Origin of the sequence: Nonomuraea sp. NPDC050540 (genome assembly GCF_044457485.1) — a bacterium.
GTDB lineage: Bacteria > Actinomycetota > Actinomycetes > Streptosporangiales > Streptosporangiaceae > Nonomuraea.
This window is the reverse complement of sequence record NZ_JBITHA010000018.1, coordinates 42,611-62,356: the sequence shown is the minus strand read 5'-3', so window position 1 is coordinate 62,356 and position 19,746 is coordinate 42,611. Positions and strand designations below refer to the sequence as shown.

13 protein-coding genes are annotated in these 19,746 nt (G+C 72.6%); 6 read left to right on the top strand and 7 right to left on the bottom strand.

Annotation, left to right across the window (positions count from 1 at the left end; genetic code table 11):
- Positions 1-82 precede the first annotated feature (82 nt).
- On the bottom strand, positions 83-1,162 hold the full coding sequence (locus ACIBI5_RS42965; RefSeq protein ID WP_397255848.1) for a DUF5925 domain-containing protein: 1,080 nt from the start codon (positions 1,160-1,162) through the stop codon (positions 83-85).
- A 79-nt stretch (positions 1,163-1,241) separates the two neighbouring features.
- Between ACIBI5_RS42965 and ACIBI5_RS42960 the strand changes: the two genes are divergently transcribed.
- Complete coding sequence (locus ACIBI5_RS42960; RefSeq protein WP_397255846.1) at positions 1,242-2,423, top strand: amidohydrolase; 1,182 nt, start codon at positions 1,242-1,244, stop codon at positions 2,421-2,423.
- Here ACIBI5_RS42960 and ACIBI5_RS42955 read toward each other — a convergent pair whose 3' ends face one another.
- Positions 2,424-3,947, bottom strand: coding sequence for a serine/threonine-protein kinase (locus ACIBI5_RS42955; RefSeq protein WP_397255844.1), 1,524 nt, complete (start codon positions 3,945-3,947; stop codon positions 2,424-2,426).
- Between the two features lie 92 nt (positions 3,948-4,039).
- On the opposite strand from ACIBI5_RS42955, the gene ACIBI5_RS42950 reads away from it, so the two are divergent.
- From ACIBI5_RS42950 to scpA, 5 genes are all read left to right on the top strand, one after another.
- The gene (locus ACIBI5_RS42950) at positions 4,040-5,905 is read left to right on the top strand and encodes a potassium transporter TrkA (RefSeq protein ID WP_397255842.1); all 1,866 of its coding nucleotides are present in this window, start codon (positions 4,040-4,042) and stop codon (positions 5,903-5,905) included.
- A gap of 17 nt (positions 5,906-5,922) precedes the next feature.
- A complete protein-coding gene (gene mtnA, locus ACIBI5_RS42945; protein WP_397255840.1) occupies positions 5,923-6,852 on the top strand; it encodes an S-methyl-5-thioribose-1-phosphate isomerase in 930 nt (309 codons plus the stop codon).
- 114 nt (positions 6,853-6,966) lie between these two features.
- Positions 6,967-8,835: a peptidoglycan-binding protein gene (locus ACIBI5_RS42940; RefSeq protein ID WP_397255838.1), complete on the top strand. Its 1,869-nt coding sequence runs from the start codon at positions 6,967-6,969 to the stop codon at positions 8,833-8,835.
- 48 nt (positions 8,836-8,883) lie between these two features.
- Entirely contained in the window at positions 8,884-10,566 is a 1,683-nt protein-coding gene (locus tag ACIBI5_RS42935; RefSeq protein ID WP_397255837.1) for a methylmalonyl-CoA mutase family protein, read from the top strand.
- Positions 10,563-12,728, top strand: coding sequence for a methylmalonyl-CoA mutase (gene scpA / locus ACIBI5_RS42930; protein WP_397255835.1), 2,166 nt, complete (start codon positions 10,563-10,565; stop codon positions 12,726-12,728). Before ACIBI5_RS42935 ends, scpA begins: the two co-directional genes overlap by 4 nt.
- A gap of 183 nt (positions 12,729-12,911) precedes the next feature.
- On the opposite strand, the gene ACIBI5_RS42925 is transcribed toward scpA, so the two are convergent.
- From ACIBI5_RS42925 to ACIBI5_RS42905, 5 genes are all read right to left on the bottom strand, one after another.
- A complete protein-coding gene (locus tag ACIBI5_RS42925) occupies positions 12,912-13,379 on the bottom strand; it encodes a GNAT family N-acetyltransferase (RefSeq protein WP_397255833.1) in 468 nt (155 codons plus the stop codon).
- Positions 13,380-13,445: 66 nt separating this feature from the next.
- Positions 13,446-14,882, bottom strand: a complete 1,437-nt coding sequence (locus ACIBI5_RS42920; protein WP_397255831.1) for a protein kinase — start codon at positions 14,880-14,882, stop codon at positions 13,446-13,448.
- On the bottom strand, positions 14,883-16,406 hold the full coding sequence (locus ACIBI5_RS42915) for a serine/threonine protein kinase (protein WP_397255829.1): 1,524 nt from the start codon (positions 16,404-16,406) through the stop codon (positions 14,883-14,885). It abuts the gene before it with no gap.
- Positions 16,406-18,019, bottom strand: coding sequence for a serine/threonine protein kinase (locus ACIBI5_RS42910; RefSeq protein WP_397255827.1), 1,614 nt, complete (start codon positions 18,017-18,019; stop codon positions 16,406-16,408). The genes ACIBI5_RS42915 and ACIBI5_RS42910 overlap by 1 nt, the downstream gene beginning before the upstream one ends.
- On the bottom strand, positions 18,020-19,408 hold the full coding sequence (locus ACIBI5_RS42905) for a serine/threonine-protein kinase (RefSeq protein ID WP_397255825.1): 1,389 nt from the start codon (positions 19,406-19,408) through the stop codon (positions 18,020-18,022). It lies immediately after the preceding gene.
- Positions 19,409-19,746: the final 338 nt, after the last annotated feature.

Sequence of the window (19,746 nt, the reverse complement as noted above, 5' to 3'; positions counted from 1 at the left end):
CAGCGCAACCAGCGGAGCGCTGGGATGGGATCCGGCCGCTCGGGCAACGGGCGAGGTCCGGGGCGGCCGCGACCCTGCGCTCTCAGAGGTACAGGCCGGTGGGTTCGGCGGTGGCGGCGGGGGCCAGGGCGGTGCCGTTGCGCTTGGCGTACAGTTCGGCCAGGGTGGCGCCTTCCGGGCCTATGCCGTCCTGGGTGCCCAGCCATGAGGTCGCCTCCGCGTGTGACAGGGCGCCGACCTCGATCTGGGCCAGGCAGCGGCCGGGCCGTACCACCGCGGGGTGCAAGCGCGCGAGGTCCTCGTTCGTGGTGATCGCGACCAGCACGTCGCGGCCCTGTCCCAGGAGACCGTCGGTCAGGTTGAGCAGGCGGGACAGGCCCTGGCCCGTCATCTCCTTGGCGCCGGAGCGGATGAGCTCGTCGCAGTCCTCCAGCACCAGCAGGCGCCAGCGGGAGCTGCCCTCGTCGTCTTCCTGGTCGTAGCCGACGGCGACCTCCATGAGGTAGCCGGGCTCGGCGAACAGGTGCTCCGGGTCCAGGACGCAGTCGACCTGGCACCAATCGCGCCACTGGCCGGCGAGGGTGCGCAGGAGCGTCGTCTTGCCGGTGCCGGGCGGGCCGTGGAGCAGGACCAGGCGGCCCGTCACCTCCGCGGGGGTGACGGCCATCAGGGCGTCTATGGAGGTACGGGCGGCGCCGGAGTAGTTGCCGGAGATCTCCGACCAGGCCTGCGTGGTGATGGGCTTCTCGGAGCGGTGGCCGCCGTGCGGGCCGCGCCACCAGAAGCCCATGCGGCTGTGGTCGTCGGTCGGCTCGGGCTCCTCGGCGCCGTCGGTGCACTCCCGCAGCACCGAGCGGGCCAGGTCCTCGCTGACGGCGGTGACGGAGACGGTGGCGGTGCGGTTGCGATGGCGTACGACGCGCAGCGTCCAGCCTTCACCGGTGACCAGGCGTGACTCGGTGCCCTCCTCGACCTTCGCGGTGCGCACCACCTTGCCGGTGGCGGGCTGCAGGGCGGCGTCGGGGCGTACGCGCTCCAGCTCGGCCTGCCGTGACCACGGCTGGGTGCCGGTGGCGAACGGGGACAGGGCGAGAGCGTCGATGACGTCGATGGCCGAATCGGCGTCGTCGAGCCACAGGTTCATGGGCAGGCCGGATGACATGGGCTCAATGATCCAGGTCAGCGCCATCCGGTGTCGAAGGATTTTGCGTGAAATAACGGTATACCACTATCTTCGGGGGATGACCGACCTGCTCCTGCGCGATGCCCGGATCTGGGGCTCCGACGCGCTCACCGACCTGCTCATTCGCGACGGCGCCGTCGCCGCCGTCGGCACGGACCTGGCCGCCGGCGGCGTGCCCGTGGAGGGGCTCGGCGGCCGGCTGCTGCTGCCCGGGTTCGTGGACGCGCACGCGCACGTCGACAAGACCATGTGGGGCGGCCCCTGGGTTCCGCACGACGCCGGTCCCGGCCTCATGGGCAAGATCCGCAACGGCGTCGAGGCCCGCCCCGCGCTCGGCCTGCCCAGCGCCGACTACATCACCGCGCTCCTGCAGCAGATGGTCGTCTCCGGCACCACCCACGCCCGTTCGCACGTGGACGTCGACACCGCCATGGGCCTGGCCGGGGTCGAGGCGGTACGCGAGGCCGTGGCCCGCCTCGAAGGCCGCATCACCGTGGACCTGGTCGCGTTCCCGCAGGCCGGCCTGCTCACCGCCCCCGGCACCGCCGACCTCATGGACCAGGCACTCGCCGCCGGGGTCGGGCTCGTCGGCGGCATCGACCCCGCGGGGCTGGAGAACGCCCCCGTCGAGCACCTCGACGTGATCTTCGGCCTGGCCGAGAAGCACGGCGCCGGAGTCGACATCCACCTGCACGACGGCGGCCCGCTGGGCGTGTGGCAGCACGACCTGATCATCGAGCGCACCCTGGCGCTCGGCATGCGCGGCAAGGTCACCATCTCCCACGGCTACGCGCTGGGCGAGGTGCCCGCCGACGTCCAGGCCCGCGTGATCGCCCGGCTGGCCGAGGCGGGCGTCTCGCTCGCCACAGTCGCGCCCGCGAGCGCGCCGCCGCTGCCCCTCACGGCCCTGCGCGAGGCGGGGGTCGCGGTCGGCGCGGGCAATGACGGGGTACGCGACCTGTGGAGCCCCTACGGCAACGGCGACATGCTGGAGCGGGCACTGTTCCTGGCCCAGCGCAGCCGGTTCGTCCGCGACGAGGAGATCGAGATCGCCCTGGAGGCCGCCACCCTGGGCGGCGCCCGCGTCACCGGCCGGCGCGCCGGGTTCGCGGTGGGGGACCCGGGCGACTTCGTGGCGGTGAACGCCCGCACCCCGGCCGAGGCGGTCTGCGTACGCCCGGCCCGGTCCCTGGTCGTCAAGTCCGGCCGGGTCGTCGCCCGCGAGGGGCGCCTGGTGTGATCAGCGCCGCCGTAGGTCGCCGGTCTGGGTGACCATGTCGTTGCCCGGCACGTCGCGCCACTTGTAGGCCAGGACGTCGCCCTTGAGCGTGAGCCAGATCGTGCCGGGAATGCACCCGCCCGCGGAGGGCCCCAGGGTGAAGGTCAGCGCGCTGCCCTCGACCTTGGTCAGCGGGATGGTCGCGGCGCATTCGGACTGCGAGTCCTTCTCGGTCCAGGACGCCGTGGCCGCGCCGGCCTTGAGCGTGACCGTGTTGATGGAGCCGTCGGTGTCCAGGAAGTTGGTCGACTGGGTGTGACCGGCCCAGGAGCCCGCGAAAGCCTTGGGAATCTTGATATTTCCGGACTTGACCGGGATGGGCGGCTCGCTCGCGGGCTCCTCCTCCGACGGCCGCGGGGTGGCCGGCGACGAGACCGCGGCCGTGGAGGACGGCGGGGGAGTGCTGGAACGAGCCGACCACAGGCCGTCCGGGCCCTGGTTCAGCAGGAAGACGGCGGCACCGCCCGCGGCCAGCGCGACCACGGCGGCGATCCCGCCCACGAGCACGCCGCGCCCGCGGTCGCGGGGCGAGCTCTGCGTGGTCAGCGCCGGTGACTGCGGGCCCGTCAGGTGGGCCGCGCCCCGCGTTCCGGAAACGGCTCCCGTGTACGGCACGCCGGAAACATCAGACCCCCGGCCCCCCGAACCAGGACCGCCCGGAGCGGGGGCGTGGTGAAGGGGAAAGGCCGGGGCGGCCTTCGGATCCACCAGGGCGACCATCAGGTCCCTGGCCCTCGGGCGGCCCGCCGGGTCCTTGGAGAGGGCGGCGGCGACCGGGCCGCGCAGCCGTTCGGGAAGAAGGGACAGGTCGGGCTCGGCGAACAGGACGCGCTGCATCGCCGCGGGCACCGTCTCCGCGCCGAACGGGCTGATCCCGGTCGCCGCGAACACCATCGTCGCCCCCCAGGCGAACACGTCGGAGGCGGGCGAGGCGGGCGTGCCGTGGATCTGCTCGGGCGACAGGTACGCGGGGGTCCCGATCAGGCCGGAGGTCATCGTGGCCGCCCCCTCGGCGCGGGCGATGCCGAAGTCGACCACCCGCGGCCCGTCCGGCCCCAGCAGCACGTTGGCGGGCTTGAAGTCGCGGTGCACGATGCCGGCCGCGTGGATGGCGGTCAGGGCGGTGGCCGTACCGACGACCAGGCGCTCGAGGTCGCCGTCGCGCAGCGGGCCGAGCGAGCGCACGCGGTCGGCGAGGGAGGGCCCGTCCACGAACTCGCTCACCACGTACGGCCGCGAGCCCGACACCGAGACGTCGAGCACCCGGGCGGTGCAGAAGGAGGCGATGCCCTCCATCGCCTGGAGTTCGCGGGCCAGGCGGGCGCGGGTGACCGGGTCCCCGGCGCTGAGGAGTTTCACGGCGACCTGGGCGCCGGAGCGGGTGCGGGCGAGGTACACGATCCCCTGGCCACCCTCGCCGAGTCGGGCGTCGAGGACGTAATCGCCCAAAGCCTCCGGATCGCCTGGTGTCAGGGGGGTCACCATGGCCGATACGTTACCGGTCGGCATGCGTTTCGGCAGTTCGCCCGGTACCTTGTGTCGTTGGTCAAAATTTCCCTCTATGTGGAGGTATCGGGGTGTCCAGGGTGACGTTCCGCGAGCGTGCTCGGTACTGGTTCGACAACACCATGTCCAAAGGCACCCCGTCGCTGATCGGCTGGCTCGCCGTCGTCTCGGTCGCGCTCATCCTCGTGGTCACCGGGCTCACGCTCTGGCTGGCGCCCGAGGAGCCGGAAGGCGTCGGCGGACCGGGCCACGTGCTCTGGATCTCGCTCATGCACGCCCTGACCCCCAGCAAGGTCGCCAGCGACAAGGGCAGCGTCTGGTACATGACGGTGATGTTCGCCGGCTCGCTCGGCGGCATCTTCATCGTCAGCATGCTCGTCGGCCTGCTGTCCAACGGGCTCAAGCAGCGCGTCGACCGGCTGCGCCGGGGCCGCTCCCGCATCGCCGAGTCCGGGCACACCGTGGTGCTGGGCTGGTCGGACCAGGTGTTCACGATCGTGGGCGAACTGGCCAAGGCGCACGCCAGCCAGCGCGGCTCGGTCATCGCGGTCCTCGCCGAAGGCGACAAGCTCGCCATGGAGGAGGAGATCCGCGAGCGCGCCGGCGACCTCGGCAGAACCCGCATCGTCTGCCGCACGGGACGCCCCACCGAGCCCCGCGACCTCAGCCTCATGAACCTGGCCGCCGCCCGCTCGGTCGTCGTTCTCTCCCCGGAGGGCGAGGACCCCGACGCGCACGTCATCAAGATCCTCCTCGCGCTCGCCAAGCGCTCCGGCATCCATCCGCCGGTCGTGGCCGCGCTCACCTCCGGCCGCAACATGGCCGCCGCCCGCCTGGCCGGCGGCCCGCTCGTGCACCTGGTCGACTCCGACGACACCGCCTCCCGGCTCATCGTCCAGTCCTCACGCCAGTCGGGCATGTCGGTCGTCTGCATGGACCTGCTCAACTTCGACGGCGGCGAGATCTACCTGCGCCCCGCCGAACTGCTGGAGGGCAAGACGTACGGCGAGGCGCTGCACGGCTACCACTCCGCCACCGTCATCGGCCTGCGCACGAGCGCCGGCGTCGCGCTGAACCCGCCCATGGACACCGAGATCGGTCCCAAGGACGAGGTCATCGTCATCGCCCACGACGATTCCTCGATCTGGCCGGCCGCCGGCGCCCCGAAGATCGACGAGACCGCCGTGGCCGTCTCGGAACGTGCCAAGCACGCCGCGGAGCGCACCCTGCTGCTCAACTGGAACGGCCGCGCCGAGCAGATCGTGCGCTACCTCGACGGCTACGTCGCCCCCGGCTCCGTGCTGGAGGTCGCCGCCGACCACCCGAAGGCCGGGGCCGACCTCACCGGCCTGCGCAACCTCACCGTGAACCTCAAGGACTGCGACACGACCGACCGCTTCGCCCTCGAAGCGCTCGGCCTCGGCCTGTTCCAGCACGTCATCGTGCTGTCCGACGACCGCTTCAAACCGGACCACGCCGACACCCGCACGCTCATGACGCTGCTGCAGCTGCGCGACATGCAGACCAAGCTGGGCGAGCACTACTCGATCGTCAGCGAGATGCACGACGAGAGCAACCGCTCGCTGGCCGAGGTCACCGAGGCCGACGACATCGTCATCAGCGACACCGTCATCGGCCTGCTGCTGGCCCAGCTCGCCGAGAACCAGCACCTGGCCGACGTCTTCGGCTACCTCTTCGACTCCCACGGCTCGGAGATCTACCCGCGCCCCGCCTCCGCCTACGTCAGGACCGGGGTCGAGGTCGGCTTCTCCACCGTGGTCGAGGCGGCTCGCCGGCGCGGGGAGACCGCCATCGGCTACCGGACGGCGTACGCGCGCAACAATCCCCCGCACTACGGGATCGTCCTCAACCCGGACCGGTCCCGGCGCGTGTCGTTCGGCCCGCATGACTCGGTCATCGTCCTGTCGGAGCGCTGAGGCCCCACAATGACCCTGTGAGGACCATTGACTGGGTGGACGGCGCCATCGAGCTCGTCGACCAGACGAAGCTGCCCGACGAGCTCATCACCCTGCGGATCACCGACGTCGACACCCTGATCGGGGCCATCCGGCGGCTGTCGGTGCGCGGCGCGCCCGCGCTCGGCGTGGCCGGCGCCCTCGGCGTCGTCCTGGCGGCGGGCGACGCCGCCCAGATCGCCCGGCTGCGCGCCGCTCGCCCCACCGCCGTCAACCTGGCCTGGGCCGTCGACCAGGTCGCCGCGCTCCCGCCGGAGAAGGCGCTGAAGGCCGCCCTGCGCATCAGGGACGAGGACATCGCCGCCTGCCACGCCATGGGCGCGCGCGGCGCCGACCTGCTCGAAGGCGACCGGCTGCGGGTCATGACCGTCTGCAACACCGGCGGCCTGGCCGCCGTGGAACGGGGCACCGCGCTGGGAGTCGTCCAGACCCTGCACGAGCGGGGCCGGCTCGGCGAGGTCCTGGCGCTGGAGACCCGGCCCCTGCTGCAGGGCGCCCGCCTCACCACCTGGGAGCTGGCCCGCATGGGCGCGCCGCACCGGCTGGTGACCGACTCGGCCGGGCCGTACCTGCTGGCCAGGGGTGGCATCGACGCGGTGCTCATCGGCGCCGACCGCATCGCCGCCAACGGCGACGTCGCCAACAAGATCGGCTCGTACGCGCTGGCGCTCGGCGCCGAGCGGGCCGGAGTTCCCTTCATCGTCGTGGCCCCCGAGTCCACCATCGACGAGGGCACCCCGTCGGGCGAGCAGATCGCCATCGAGGACCGAGGCCCGGAGGAGGTCACGGCCATCCGAGGTGTACGGCTGGCGCCCAAGGGCACGGAGGCGGTGAACCCGGCGTTCGACGTGACACCCCACGACCTCGTCACGGCGATCGTCACGGAGAGGCGGGTGATCCGGCCCTAGCGGGCTCCGGACGACCCCAGGCGGCCCAGACGAATAAGGGCAACTCCCGGACCGGCCCGCGTCTCCCGCGTTACGCTCAGTTGTCACCTCAACGTGATCCCCCGGGAGCAGACCGTGGCCATCGACCTCATTCTTCGGCGCGCATGGAATGCTCGGCCGCCGCGCGGCGACTACACGCAGCTCGACGCCACACGCGGCGTGAAGGTCCACTACACAGGAGGCCGTGTCGACCCCGGTCTCACGCGTGACCACGCCAAATGCGTCGCTCTTGTCCAATCCATCCAGAACCACCACATGGACGGCAACGGCTGGATCGACATCGGCTACTGCGTCGACGAGGAAACGGAGATCCTCACGCAGAAAGGGTGGAAGTCTTATCGAGAACTGCGGCAGGGCGACCTCGCGCTCACGCTCAATCACGAGGCGGGGCTCTCGCAGTGGCAGCCCGTGCTCGAAGTCTGCGTCTTTCCCGCCGCGCGCCGGGAGATGATCCGGATGGAGGGCTACTCACACTCCTCCCTCACCACACCCCAGCACCGCTGGCCGGTCGAGCGCTATCGCCGCCGCACCGGCACGACGCGCCAGAAGGGGCCCGACGGTCAGTGGCTGGCCACCGGCAAGGCCAAGCGCACCGTCGTCGAGTACGAACGGCTCTGGGCGACCTCGGAGACGCTCGGCTACTGGGACCGCATCCCTTTGGCGGCCCCGTGCGCCGACCTGCCGGTCGAGGCCAAGTGGTCGGACGCCTTCGTCGAAGTGGTGGCCTGGTTCTGGACCGAAGGTCACATCATGTCGCTGCGCGGCGGTGGTAAGTCCACCGGCGTGGCGATCTACCAGTCGGCGGCCAACGCCGCCAATGTCGCCAGAATCCGCGGAGCACTGACCGAGGTCTTCGGCCCGCCGGTGGACTCCTTCCCACGCGTGGGGCGCGGTACGGACGGGGTGCCCCGCTGGCGAGAGGCGAGTAACCGGCATCTGGTGGAGTTCCATCTGTCCGCCGACGCCGGACGGCGGCTGCTGGAGACCGCACCGGGCCGTGTCCCGTCGCACGACTTCCTGCTGACGCTCACCAAGGCCCAGCTTGGCCTGTTCATCGAGACCTCCCTGGCCGCGGACAACGCGGGCGAGGGCCAGCTCGCGCAGAAGGACCGCGCGATGGCAGAGGCCTTCATGTTCGCGGTGGTGCTGGCCGGGAAGGGCGCGTCCCTTCACCGGCGCCCGCCGGACTCGAGTTGCAAGACCGACATGTGGAAGGTCACCATCCGGCGGCAGGGATACCTCGCGCCGATGAGCGCGGCGAAACGGGCCACCGGCACCTTCGAGGTCCGGCGGGAGTTCTATGACGGCGAGATATGGTGCCCGAGAACCGACAACCAGAGCTGGCTGGCTCGTCGGCGCGGCAGTGTCTACTTCACCGGTAACACGTATGCCGTCTGTCCGCATCGGAAGGTGTTCGAGGGGCGGGGGCCGCACCATCTGCCCGCCGCCAACGGGGCCGGGCTCAACGCCGGTCACTACGCAGTGCTAGGGCTCGTCGGCAACGCCGGGCTGGTGCAGCCGCCCGACACGATGCTGCACGGCATCATCGACGCCGTCGAGCACCTGCGGGCTAAGGGCGCCGCCGGGCGGGAGATCAAGGGGCACCGCGACGGCTTCGCCACCGACTGCCCGGGTGAGGCGCTCTACGCGTGGGTGCGCAAGGGCGCGCCGCGTCCCGGCGCGAGCCCGCCGGACCCCGATCCGCCGTCCGCGCCGCCCTTTCCCGGGCGGCTGCTGAAGTACCCGCCGGTCATGTCCGGGCAGGACGTGCGGACCTGGCAGACGCAGATGAAGAAGCGCGGCTGGGAGATCGACGCCGACGGCGCGTACGGGCCCGCCTCACGTGACGTGTGCCGCAGGTTCCAGCGCAACCAGGGCATCGCCGACGACGGGATCGTGGGGCAGCTCACGTGGCGGCTGGCGTGGGAGGCGCCGCTTCCCTAGGCGACCCCGGAGCATTGTTCTGTAGCGGTTCCGCCTAATATCCGAGACATGGAACTGGCAGCCGGGTATCCCCCCGTCACCCGTGACGACTGGCATGCGATGGCGCTCGCCGTGCTGGGCAAGTCCGGCCTCGACTTCGAGGCGCTGACCAGCCGTACCTACGACGGGCTCACGCTCCAGCCGCTCTACGACGCCGCCGACCTGCCCGGCACGCCCCGGCCGCCGCTCGGCGCGCGCGGCTGGGACGTGCGCCAGCGGCATTCCGCGGCCGACCCCGAGGCGGTCCTGGCCGACCTGGAGAACGGCGTCACCTCACTGTGGCTGGCCGTCGGCCCGGACACGATCCCGGTCGCCGACCTGCCGCGCGTGCTCAAGGACGTCTACCTGGACCTCGCGCCCGTCGTGCTCGACGCCGGGCCGCTGGCCGAGCAGGCCGCCGAGGTCCTGCTGGGGCTGGCCGCCGGACGTCAGGGGCCGGTACGCGGGAATCTGGGGGCCTCGCTCGCCTCGGTGCCGCCGCGGGTGGTGGCCGCCCTGGCCAGGCGGTGCGCGCAGGGGTACCCGGAGCTGCGGGCGGTGGTCGTGGACGCGACGCCGTACCACGACAGGGGGGGAAGCGACGCGCAGGAGCTCGGCTGCTCGCTGGCGCTCGGTGTCGCGCACCTCAGGACGCTCACCGGCGCCGGGCTGAGCGTGGAGGAGGCGTTCGGGCAGCTGGAGTTCCGGTACGCGGCGAGCGCCGACCAGTTCGCCACGATCGCCAAGCTGCGGGCGGCGCGGGTGGTGTGGGCGCGGGTGGCCGAGGTGTGCGGCGGGCCCGCGCGGCAGGCGCAGCACGCGGTGACCAGCGCGGCCATGATGACCGCGCGCGACCCGTGGGTGAACATGCTGCGCACCACGCTGGCCTGCTTCGGCGCCGGGGTGGGCGGGGCGGACGCGGTGACCGTGCGGCCGTTCGACGCCGCGGTGAGGGAGCCGGACGCGTTCGGGCGGCGGATCGCCCGCAACACCCACGCGCTGCTGATGGAGGAGTCCGGCGCCGCCCGGGTGGCCGATCCGGCGGGCGGCTCCTGGTACGTGGAACGGCGTACGGCGGAGCTGGCCGAGGCGGCCTGGGCGTGGTTCCAGGAGATCGAGGCGGCCGGAGGGCTGCCGGACGGGGCCGGGGAACTGGTGGCCGCGCGCATCGCGCGGGTACGGACCCGGCGTGAGACCGACATCGCGCACCGGCGCCTGCCGATCACCGGCGTGAGCGAGTTCCCGGACCTGGAGGAGAAGCCCCTGCCGGGCGGCGCGCCGAGGGGGAGCGGGCGCTACTCCGAGCCGTACGAGGAGCTGCGGGACCTGGCCGACGCGCAGCCGGAGCGGCCCACGGTGTTCCTGGCCACGATCGGCCCGGTCGCGGCGCACACCGCGCGGGCCGCGTTCGCCGCCAACCTGTTCCAGGCGGGCGGGCTGGCCACCGAGAGCGCCGGGCCCGGTGTGGACGCCGAGCGGATCGCCACCGCCTTCGCCGTCAGCGGCGCGCGGGTGGCGTGCCTGTGCTCCAGCGACAAGCTGTACCCCGAGCACGCCGAGGCGGTCGCCGCGGCGCTGAAACGGGCCGGCGCGAGACGCGTCTGGCTGGCGGGGAAGGGGGAGTACGAGCACGTGGACGGCCGTGTCTTCGCCGGGTGCGACGCGCTGGCGGTGCTCAGGACGACCTTCGACGACCTGGAGGTGGCACGATGAGCATCCCCGACTTCACCTCCGTCCCGCTCGCGGGCGGCGCGCCGGAAGACGTGCCCGAGGTGGCGGGCGAGGTGTGGGAGACGCCGGAAGGCATCGGGGTCAAGCCGCTCTACACGGCGGCCGACCTCGACGGGCTGGACTTCCTCCGGACCTATCCGGGGGCGGCGCCGTACCTCAGAGGGCCCTATCCCACGATGTACGTCAACCAGCCGTGGACGGTCCGGCAGTACGCGGGCTTCTCGACGGCCGAAGACTCCAACGCCTTCTACCGGCGCAACCTGGCGGCCGGGCAGAAGGGGCTCTCGGTGGCCTTCGACCTGGCGACGCACCGGGGGTACGACTCCGACCATCCGCGGGTGGCCGGGGACGTCGGGATGGCCGGGGTGGCGATCGACTCGATCTATGACATGCGGCAGTTGTTCGACGGCATCCCGCTGGATCGTATGTCGGTGTCGATGACGATGAACGGCGCGGTGCTGCCGATCCTGGCGCTCTACATCGTGGCGGCCGAGGAGCAGGGCGTGGCGCCCGAGCAGCTGGCCGGGACCATCCAGAACGACATCCTCAAAGAGTTCATGGTCCGCAACACCTACATTTATCCCCCGGCACCCTCCATGCGGATTATTTCGGATATTTTCTCTTATACGAGCGAGAAGATGCCGAAATTCAACTCCATCAGCATTTCGGGCTATCACATCCAGGAGGCCGGGGCCACCTGCGACCTGGAGCTGGCCTACACGCTGGCCGACGGGGCCGAGTACCTGCGGGCGGGGGTGGGCGCGGGGCTGGACATCGACGTGTTCGCGCCCCGGCTGTCGTTCTTCTGGTGCATCGGCATGAACTTCTTCATGGAGGTCGCCAAGCTAAGGGCCGCGCGCCTGTTGTGGTCGCGCCTCGTTTCCGGATTTAACGCGAAAAATCCGAAATCTCTGTCCTTGCGGACCCACTCGCAGACGTCCGGCTGGTCGCTGACCGCCCAGGACGTCTACAACAACGTCGTGCGCACCTGCGTGGAGGCCATGGCCGCCACCCAGGGCCACACGCAGTCGCTGCACACCAACGCCCTCGACGAGGCGCTCGCCCTGCCCGGCGACTTCTCCGCCCGCATCGCCCGCAACACCCAGCTCCTGCTCCAGCAGGAGTCCGGCACCACCCGCGTGATCGACCCCTGGGGCGGCTCCTACTACGTCGAGCGCCTCACCCACGACCTCGCCGAACGCGCCTGGGCCCACATCAGCGAGGTCGAGGAGGCCGGGGGCATGGCCAAGGCCATCGACGCCGGGCTGCCCAAGCTGCGCATCGAGGAGGCCGCCGCCCGCGCCCAGGCCCGCATCGACTCCGGCCGTCAGCCGGTGATCGGCGTCAACAAGTACCGGCCCGCCGCCGACGAGCCCATCGACGTGCTCAAGGTCGACAACAGCGCCGTGCGCGCCCAGCAGATCGACAAGCTGCGCCGCCTGCGCGCCGAACGTTCCGGCGACGAGGTACGGCAGGCCCTCGAAACCCTCACCAAGGCCGCGGACGCCGCCCAGAACGGCACCCGCGGCGCCGGCCTCGACGAGAACCTCCTGAAACTCTGCGTCGACGCCGCCCGCGCCAAGGCCACCGTCGGCGAGATCTCCGACGCGCTGGAGAAGGTGTACGGCAGGCACGCCGGCCAGGTGCGTACCATCTCCGGCGTGTACCGAGACGAGGCCGGCCCCGCCGCCAACATCGAGCGCGTGCGCGAGGCGTGCGCCGACTTCGAGCGCGCGGAGGGCCGCCGGCCGCGCATCCTGGTCGCCAAGATGGGCCAGGACGGTCACGACCGGGGCCAGAAGGTGATCGCGACGGCCTTCGCCGACCTGGGCTTCGACGTGGACGTCGGCCCGCTGTTCCAGACGCCGGAGGAGGTGGCGCGCCAGGCCGTCGAGGCCGACGTGCACATCGTCGGCGTGTCCTCGCTGGCCGCCGGGCACCTCACGCTGGTGCCCGCGCTGCGCGAGGCCCTCGCCGCCCTCGACGCGGAGGACACCATGATCGTGGTGGGCGGGGTGATCCCGCCCGGCGACTTCGCCGAACTGCGGGCGGCGGGCGCCAGCGCGATCTTCCCGCCGGGCACGGTCATCGCCGACGCCGCCCTCGGCCTCCTGAAGGACCTGACCGCGCGGCTCGGGCACTGACGGGATGGCCCCCTGGACAAGTGAGGCGCAAGTGTCACGCATGCGAGCCGCAGTTGAATCCGGTCTGACAGCTCTGACTGGAAGGACGTGTGGTGTCCATGCCGTTGCACGATCAGTCCGAGGCTCCGGCGGCGTACGGTGTCGGCTGGGGCAGAGGCTCCCGATAGCGACAGATCGTCCGTCTCACCTTCCCGGAGGGCGGGTGCCTCCGGGAAGGTCGATCTGGTACTTGACGAAGCCCGGGTTGACGGCGACCTTGTCGTACAGGCGGCGGGCCGTGGTGTTGCCCTCCTGGGTGTGCCAGTAGACGCGGGCGCAGCCGTTGGCCCGCGCCCAGTCGGTGACCGCGGCGATCAGGGCCCGCCCCGCGCCCTTGCCGCGTACGTCCGGGGCGGTGAAGAGGTCCTGCAGGTAGCAGAGGTCGGTGTCGGGAGCCGAGGTGCTGCCGTGGACGAGGAAGTGGGTGATGCCCACCAGCCGTCCGCCGAGCCGGGCGCCGAGCGCGTGCAGCCGGGTGCCGGACTGGAACTCCTGCCATGCCCTGTCGTACATGCTCTGCGGCTCGGTGCGCCGGTAGAAGGCGATGTAGCCGCGGAACAGTTCCTCCCAGACGTCGCGATCCGAGGGCAGCAACTTCTCCACAGTGACCATGCACCGCAATCTACGGACGAAACCGCAGGTGGGGCATGGCCACTCGCGGCCCTTACCGCCCGACCACTACTCCTCGGGCCAGGGGGCGCCGTCGCAGGTGCTGAAGGTGAACGTCCGCGTCATGGCGTTGGGGGACAGCACCCGGAACCGCACCGTGTGCGGCCCGTCCGACCGGATGTGCGCGTACCCGAGCACCAGCTTCGTCGGCGCCGTCGCCGCGGCCTTGCCCATGTCGCGGCCGTCGAGGATCCACCGATAGGTGAACGGCGTCTTCTTGCCGGCGCTCACGGTGGCGGCGATGTTCGACTGCCGGTAGCAGTCGCCGGTCAGCAGTCCCTCCGACCGCAAGCTCACCGACCCCACCCGCCCGCCGGGCGCGGCCGGTGCGGACGTGGTGGGCTTCTGCGTGGGCTCGACCGTGGCGGGCTCGTCTGTGGTGGGCTTGGCTCTCGGGGCCTCCCGGGTACGGCTCGCCGCCGGCTTCGGCGTCCGGGACGGCTTGCCTGACTTCTTGGCCGTCGGCTTGGGCAGGCCCGAACTGCTCGGCGGAGGCGTGCTCCCGGACGGCAGCCCGAGCGGTGTCTGGGCGACCGGCCAGGAGATGCCGGTGACCAGCGCCGTCACCAGCCCGGAGGTCACCACGACCGCTCCCGCCGCCGCCCCGGCCACCAGCAGCGCCCGCCTCCTGCCATCCCCGCCGGAGGTGCGCGGCGCCGGGGAGTCCGCTCGCGGCCCCGCTTCAGAGGGCGCGCCGATGAGCTGGAGCAGGACCTCCTGCATCGCCGGGCGGTCGGCGGGGTTCTTGGCCAGGCAGCGGGTGACGATCGGGCGCAGGGGGCCCGGGAGGTCGCCGAGGTCCGGGTCGGCGTGCTGGATCCTGGTGATGACCGCGGGCAGGGAGTCGTTGCCGAACGGCGGCCTGCCCGTGGCGGCGTACACCATGACGCCGGCCCACGCGAACACGTCGGTCGCGGGGCCGACCCCCGTGCCGGCCAGCTGCTCGGGGGCCATGTAGGACGGGGTGCCGACGATGCTGCTGGTCATCGTCAGGGAGGCGCCGGACCGGGCGATGCCGAAGTCGATCACGCGGGGACCGTCACGGCCGAGCAGGACGTTGCCGGGCTTGAAGTCGCGGTGCACCACGCCCGCTCGGTGGATGGCCGCGAGCGCCGTGGCGGTGGCCACGGCCAGGCGTTGCAGTCCCGCCCCGCCGTGCCGCCCGGCCTCCGCCAGGGACGGCCCCTCCACGTACTCGGTCACGATGTACGGCCGGCCGCCGGTCGAGGCGTCCAGCACCTGCGCCACGCAGAACGGCTCCACCCGCCGCAGCGCCGCCACCTCCCTGGCCAGGCCGTCCCCGCCCTCGCGCAGCACCTTGACCGCGACCTTGGCGCCGTCCGGCGCCTGTCCCAGGTAGACCACGCCCTGGCCGCCCTCGCCGAGGCGGCCGGTCAGCCGGTAGGCGCCGATGGCCCGTGGGTCGTCGGGACGGAGCGGCCGCATCTACGACGTCGCGCACATCGTGAACGACACGGACGCGGAGCCGCCGCCGACGACCCTGTACGCGGCGGTGTGGGGGCCGTCGGACAGGGAGAGCCGACGTTGGGAGAAGACGTAGTCGCTGCGGCTGCCGTCCGGGAGCTTGCCGGAGCCGGTCTCGATGACCTCGCCGTCCACGATCCACTGGAAGGAGTAGCGGGAGCCGGGGACGGTGGAGTCGATCCCGGCGCCGAAGTTCATGGAGCCCACGTAGCAGGTGCCCTCGTCCTTGATCTTGGACGCGCCCTGGGAGCGTACGTAGGCCACGGTGAACCGGGCGGCCTTGGTGGGTGTGGGGCGCTTGGTGGGGGTTCGGGTGGGGGTGGCCCTGGTGGGGCTCGGGCGTACCGGGGTGCGGGTGGCGGTGGGGCGTACCGGGGTGCGGGTGGGCGTCGGCCGGGCGGTCTTGGTAGCCGGTGCGCTCGCGCGGGCCGGGCCGTCGCCTGGCTTCCGGGTCTTGCCGCCGCGGCTGTCACCCGGTCTGCCGGTGGCCGGGCCGTCGGCTGGTTTCCGGGTCTTGCCCTTGCCGCTCTTCGACACCTCTCCCGAGCCGGGCTGGAGTGCCAGCGTGGTGGGCTGTCCGGCCAGGGTGACCTTCCACACGACGGCGGTCCCCGCGGTCAGCACCAGCGCGGTGGCCACCGCCGCCCCCAGCACCGGCACCCGGATCCGCCGGGGCCCGCCGCCGGCCCGCCGTTTCCGGCTCGCGGCCGCCTGGGCGGTCGCGGGGCTGCCTGCCGTACCTCTGCCGGATGGGCCGCCGAGCAGACGGAGCAGGACCGCCTCCATGGACGGGCGGGCGGCCGGGTCCTTGGCGAGGCACGCGTAGACCACCGCGCGCAGATGCTCGGGCAGGTCGCCGAACTGGGGTTCGTTGTGCAGGATGCGGTTGATGATCGCGGGCAGTGTGTCGCTGCCGAACGGCGGTGTCCCGGTCGCGGCGAACACGATCACCGACGCCCACGCGAACACGTCGGCGGCGGGCCCGACGCCCGCGCCGGCCAGTTGCTCGGGGGCCATGTAGGCGGGGGTGCCGACGACGCTGCTGGTGACGGTCAGGGAGGTGCCCGCGCGGGCGATGCCGAAGTCGATCACGCGGGGGCCGTCGCGGCCGAGCAGGACGTTGCCGGGCTTGAAGTCGCGGTGCACCACGCCCGCGCGATGGATGGCCGCGAGCGCGGTGGCGGTGGCGACGGCCAGGCGGTCGAGGTCGGCGCCGCCGTGGCGGCCGGCCTCCGCCAGCGAAGGCCCGTCCACGAACTCGGTCACGATGTACGGCGTGCCGCTCGCCGACGCGTCCAGCACCTGCGCGATGCAGAACGGCTCCACCCGCCGCGCCGCCGCGATCTCCCGCTCGAAGCCGCCCTCGCGCAGCACCTTGACCGCGACCGGGGTACCGTCCGGCGCCACGCCCAGATACACCACGCCCTGCCCGCCCTCGCCGAGCTTCCTGACGATGCGGTACGGCCCCACGCCCGGCGGTGTCACTAGTCCTCCATCGAGCAGACGCTGAACGGCATCGACCTGGCCGCGCTGCCCGGCGCGGTGACCTTGAGGGTGACGTTGTGCCCGCCGGTGTCGAGCATGTACTGGTGCGCCAGGGCCGGAGCGGTGAACTCACCCTTCGGCACCCAGGTGCGGTTGCGGTGCTTGACCTGCCCGTCGACCACCCACGCGTAGCTGATCCACACCTCCGACCTGCTCGACTCCAGCGAGCCCGAGAACCCGACCGGCGGCATGTAGCAGCTCGCCGTATGGTCCTGGCCGGGGCCGCCGTGCAGGTCGATGCCGAGCACCCGGACCCTGGCGGCGGCCGGCGCGGGCTTCTTCGTGGTCCGCACGGGGGTGGGGGTGGTGCGTTCGGGCGTGGGGCTCTGGGTGGTGCGCTCGGTCGACGGCTTCGGCCTGGGGGTCTGCTTCGGGGTCTTCCTGGGGGTGGGCCTGCGGGTGGTCTTGGCGGGGCGCGGGGTCTTGCCGCCGTTCGCGCTGGGTGTCGAGGTGTACGGCGCGGCGGCCGCCCACAGCCCCGAGCCGCCGCCGAGCCAGGTCAGCCCCGACACCAGGCCGCCGGCCACCACGACGGACCCGGCCGCGGCCAGCGGCACCACGAGCGCGGCCCTGACCGGCTTGCGGAGCCGTACCCGGTCGGTGGCCTGATCGCGACGCGCGCCGGGATCGGTAAGCGGGCCGGCTTGGGCACGCTCCCACGCCGGGCCCTCGTGTCCCCGCGCCGGGCCCTGGACTTCAGGGCTGGGGCGCTGGTCGCCGCCGAGCAGGCGTAACAGGACCGCGCGCATCGGCGGGCGCGCGGCGGGGTCCTTGGCGAGGCAGTCGTACACGACGCCGCGCAACTGCCGGGGCAGCTCGCCGAGCTGGGGTTCGTTGTGCAGGATGCGGTTGATGATCGCGGGCAGTGTGTCGCTGCCGAACGGCGGCGTCCCGGTCGCGGCGAACACGATCACCGACGCCCACGCGAACACATCCGCCGCCGGCCCCACGTCGTGCCCGGCCAGCTGCTCGGGGGCCATGTAGGCGGGCGTGCCCACGATCCCGCTGGTCGCGGTGGCCGCCGCGTCGATCGCGCGGGCGATGCCGAAGTCGATGACCCGCGGCCCGCCCGGCCCGAGCAGCACGTTGGCGGGCTTGAAGTCGCGGTGCACCACACCGGCCTCGTGGATCGCCGCCAGCGCGGTGGCCGTCGCGACCGCGAGCCGCTGCAGGTCCGCGCCGCCGTGCCGCCCCGCCTCGTGCAGCGACGGGCCTTCCACATACTCGGTCACGATGTACGGCCTGCCGTACCCCCGGCCGGGGACGCCCTGCCCGGGACGGTGCCGCCGGCCGGGGCCCGGAGCGTCGCCGAGAGAGGCGTCGAGGACCTGGGCGATGCAGAACGGTTCCACGCGGCGCGCGGCCGCGATCTCCTTCGCGAAGCGGTCGTCGCCGCCCAGCCCGTCGCGCAGCACCTTCACCGCGACCGGGGGGCCGTTGTCGGCCTGCCCCAGGTACACGACGCCCTGGCCGCCCTCGCCTAGCCTGCCGACCAGTCGGTAGGGACCGACGGCGGCGGGGTCGTCGGGACCGAGTGGCGCGAGCGTGCCCATCTACTCCGTCCCCACCGGGCACACCTCGACCGCGATCGACTCGCGGGCCGTCACCGGCGAGGTGACGCGCAGGGTCACGGTGTGCCGTCCGGGGAGCGTGATGGCGGGCGGCGGGACGACGGCGCGGGTGCGCGCCTCGGTGATGTACGCCGTGCCGCGCCGCGCCACCTGCCCGTCCACGATCCAGGCGTAGCGGAAGCGCACCGGCCAGCGGGTTCCCTCGACGAGGCCGCTGATCACGGTGTCGCCCACCTGGCAGTCGCGGGTCTGGGCGGTTCTGACGCCTTGGGCGCGTACGTACAGGACCCGGATCGTGCCGGCGTCCCGCGTGGAGGAGGCACTGGGGGAGGGCAGGCTGGAGGTGCCGGGGGAGGGCGTGCCGGTCGCGCGCGGGTGGCGGACGCGGGTCTTGGCCGGCTTCGGGCTTGAGGAGGACGCGGAGGCCGGCGTCACCGTCGTGACCACGGGGCCGGCGTCGCGGCGGGGGTCGGAGGTGAGCCAGACGATCGCCCCGGACAGGGCCAGCACCATCACCCCGGACACGCCGGCGATCAGCGCCCGCCGTACCCCTCGGCGGGCGGGTGAGCGGCCCGCCTTCGCGGCCGGGAGCGGCTGCTCACCACCCAGCAGTTGCAGGACGACCTGCCGCATGGCGGGGCGGAGCCCGGGATCCTTGGCCAGGCAGCCCTGCACGATCGCGCGCAGCGGCTGAGGCAGGTCGCCCAGCTCGGGCTCCTCGTGCAGGATCCGGTTGATCACCTCGGGCAGCGTGCCGTCGCCGAACGGCGGCTTGCCCGTCGCGGCGAACACCACCGTCCCCGCCCACGAGAACACATCGGCGGCGGCCCCGGCGCTCTGCCCCGACAACTGCTCCGGCGCCATGTAGGCAGGCGTCCCCACGACACCGCCCGCGCTCGGCGTGTGGTCGTCACCGGCCAGCCCGAAGTCGACCACCCTCGGCCCGCCAGGACCCAGCAGCACGTTGGCCGGCTTGAAGTCCCGATGAACCACGCCCGCCTGATGGATCGCCGCCAGCGCGGTCGCGGTCGCGTTGGCCAGCCGCTGCAGCTCGGCGCCGGTGTGCCGTCCCGCCCGCCGCAGGGGCGGCCCGTCCACATACTCACTCACGATGTACGGCCGGCCGGCGAACGAGGCGTCCAGCACCTGTGCCACGCCGAGTGGTTCCACGCGGCGGGCGGCGGCGATCCGCTCGGCGAGGCGGTCGTCCCCTGTCCGGCCTTCGCGCAGCACCTTGACCGCGACCGGCACGCCGTTCCTGGCCTGGCCCAGATAGACCACGCCCTGACTGCCGGCGCCGAGCCGCCCGACCAGGCGGTAGGGTCCCACCACCGCCGGATCGCCCTCGCGCAACGGTTCGACGTGCGGCATGAGGGGAGTGACTCCTGTGACGGCTGAGATGAATCTCCAGAGACCCTAGCGCGTAGAGACACGATTTGTCGGAACTTAGTCCGATAAACACGTAAACACCCCCCACCACCAGCCCAAACACCCCACCATCCCGAACCCCACCCCAAGAGCCTCCGCCCCGCGGCCCCCTGTTGCCCCGAAAGGGCACCACCCGCCCGCACCCCGCAAGACCGGCGGCGACCCACCCCACCCCCACAGAACCGCCCCACAGAACCGCCCCACAGAACCGCCCCACAGAACCGCCCCACAGAACCGCCCCACAGAACCGCCCCACAGAACCGCCCCACAGAACCGCCCCC

Coding starts and splice junctions, on each gene's coding strand:
- ACIBI5_RS42965 (WP_397255848.1), bottom strand. CDS start 1,162: ATGTCATCCGGCCTGCCCATGAACCTGTGGCTCGACGACGCCGATTCG.
- ACIBI5_RS42960 (WP_397255846.1), top strand. CDS start 1,242: ATGACCGACCTGCTCCTGCGCGATGCCCGGATCTGGGGCTCCGACGCG.
- ACIBI5_RS42955 (WP_397255844.1), bottom strand. CDS start 3,947: ATGGTGACCCCCCTGACACCAGGCGATCCGGAGGCTTTGGGCGATTAC.
- ACIBI5_RS42935 (WP_397255837.1), top strand. CDS start 8,884: ATGGAACTGGCAGCCGGGTATCCCCCCGTCACCCGTGACGACTGGCAT.
- scpA (WP_397255835.1), top strand. CDS start 10,563: ATGAGCATCCCCGACTTCACCTCCGTCCCGCTCGCGGGCGGCGCGCCG.
- ACIBI5_RS42925 (WP_397255833.1), bottom strand. CDS start 13,379: ATGGTCACTGTGGAGAAGTTGCTGCCCTCGGATCGCGACGTCTGGGAG.
- ACIBI5_RS42920 (WP_397255831.1), bottom strand. CDS start 14,882: ATGCGGCCGCTCCGTCCCGACGACCCACGGGCCATCGGCGCCTACCGG.
- ACIBI5_RS42910 (WP_397255827.1), bottom strand. CDS start 18,019: ATGGGCACGCTCGCGCCACTCGGTCCCGACGACCCCGCCGCCGTCGGT.
- ACIBI5_RS42905 (WP_397255825.1), bottom strand. CDS start 19,408: ATGCCGCACGTCGAACCGTTGCGCGAGGGCGATCCGGCGGTGGTGGGA.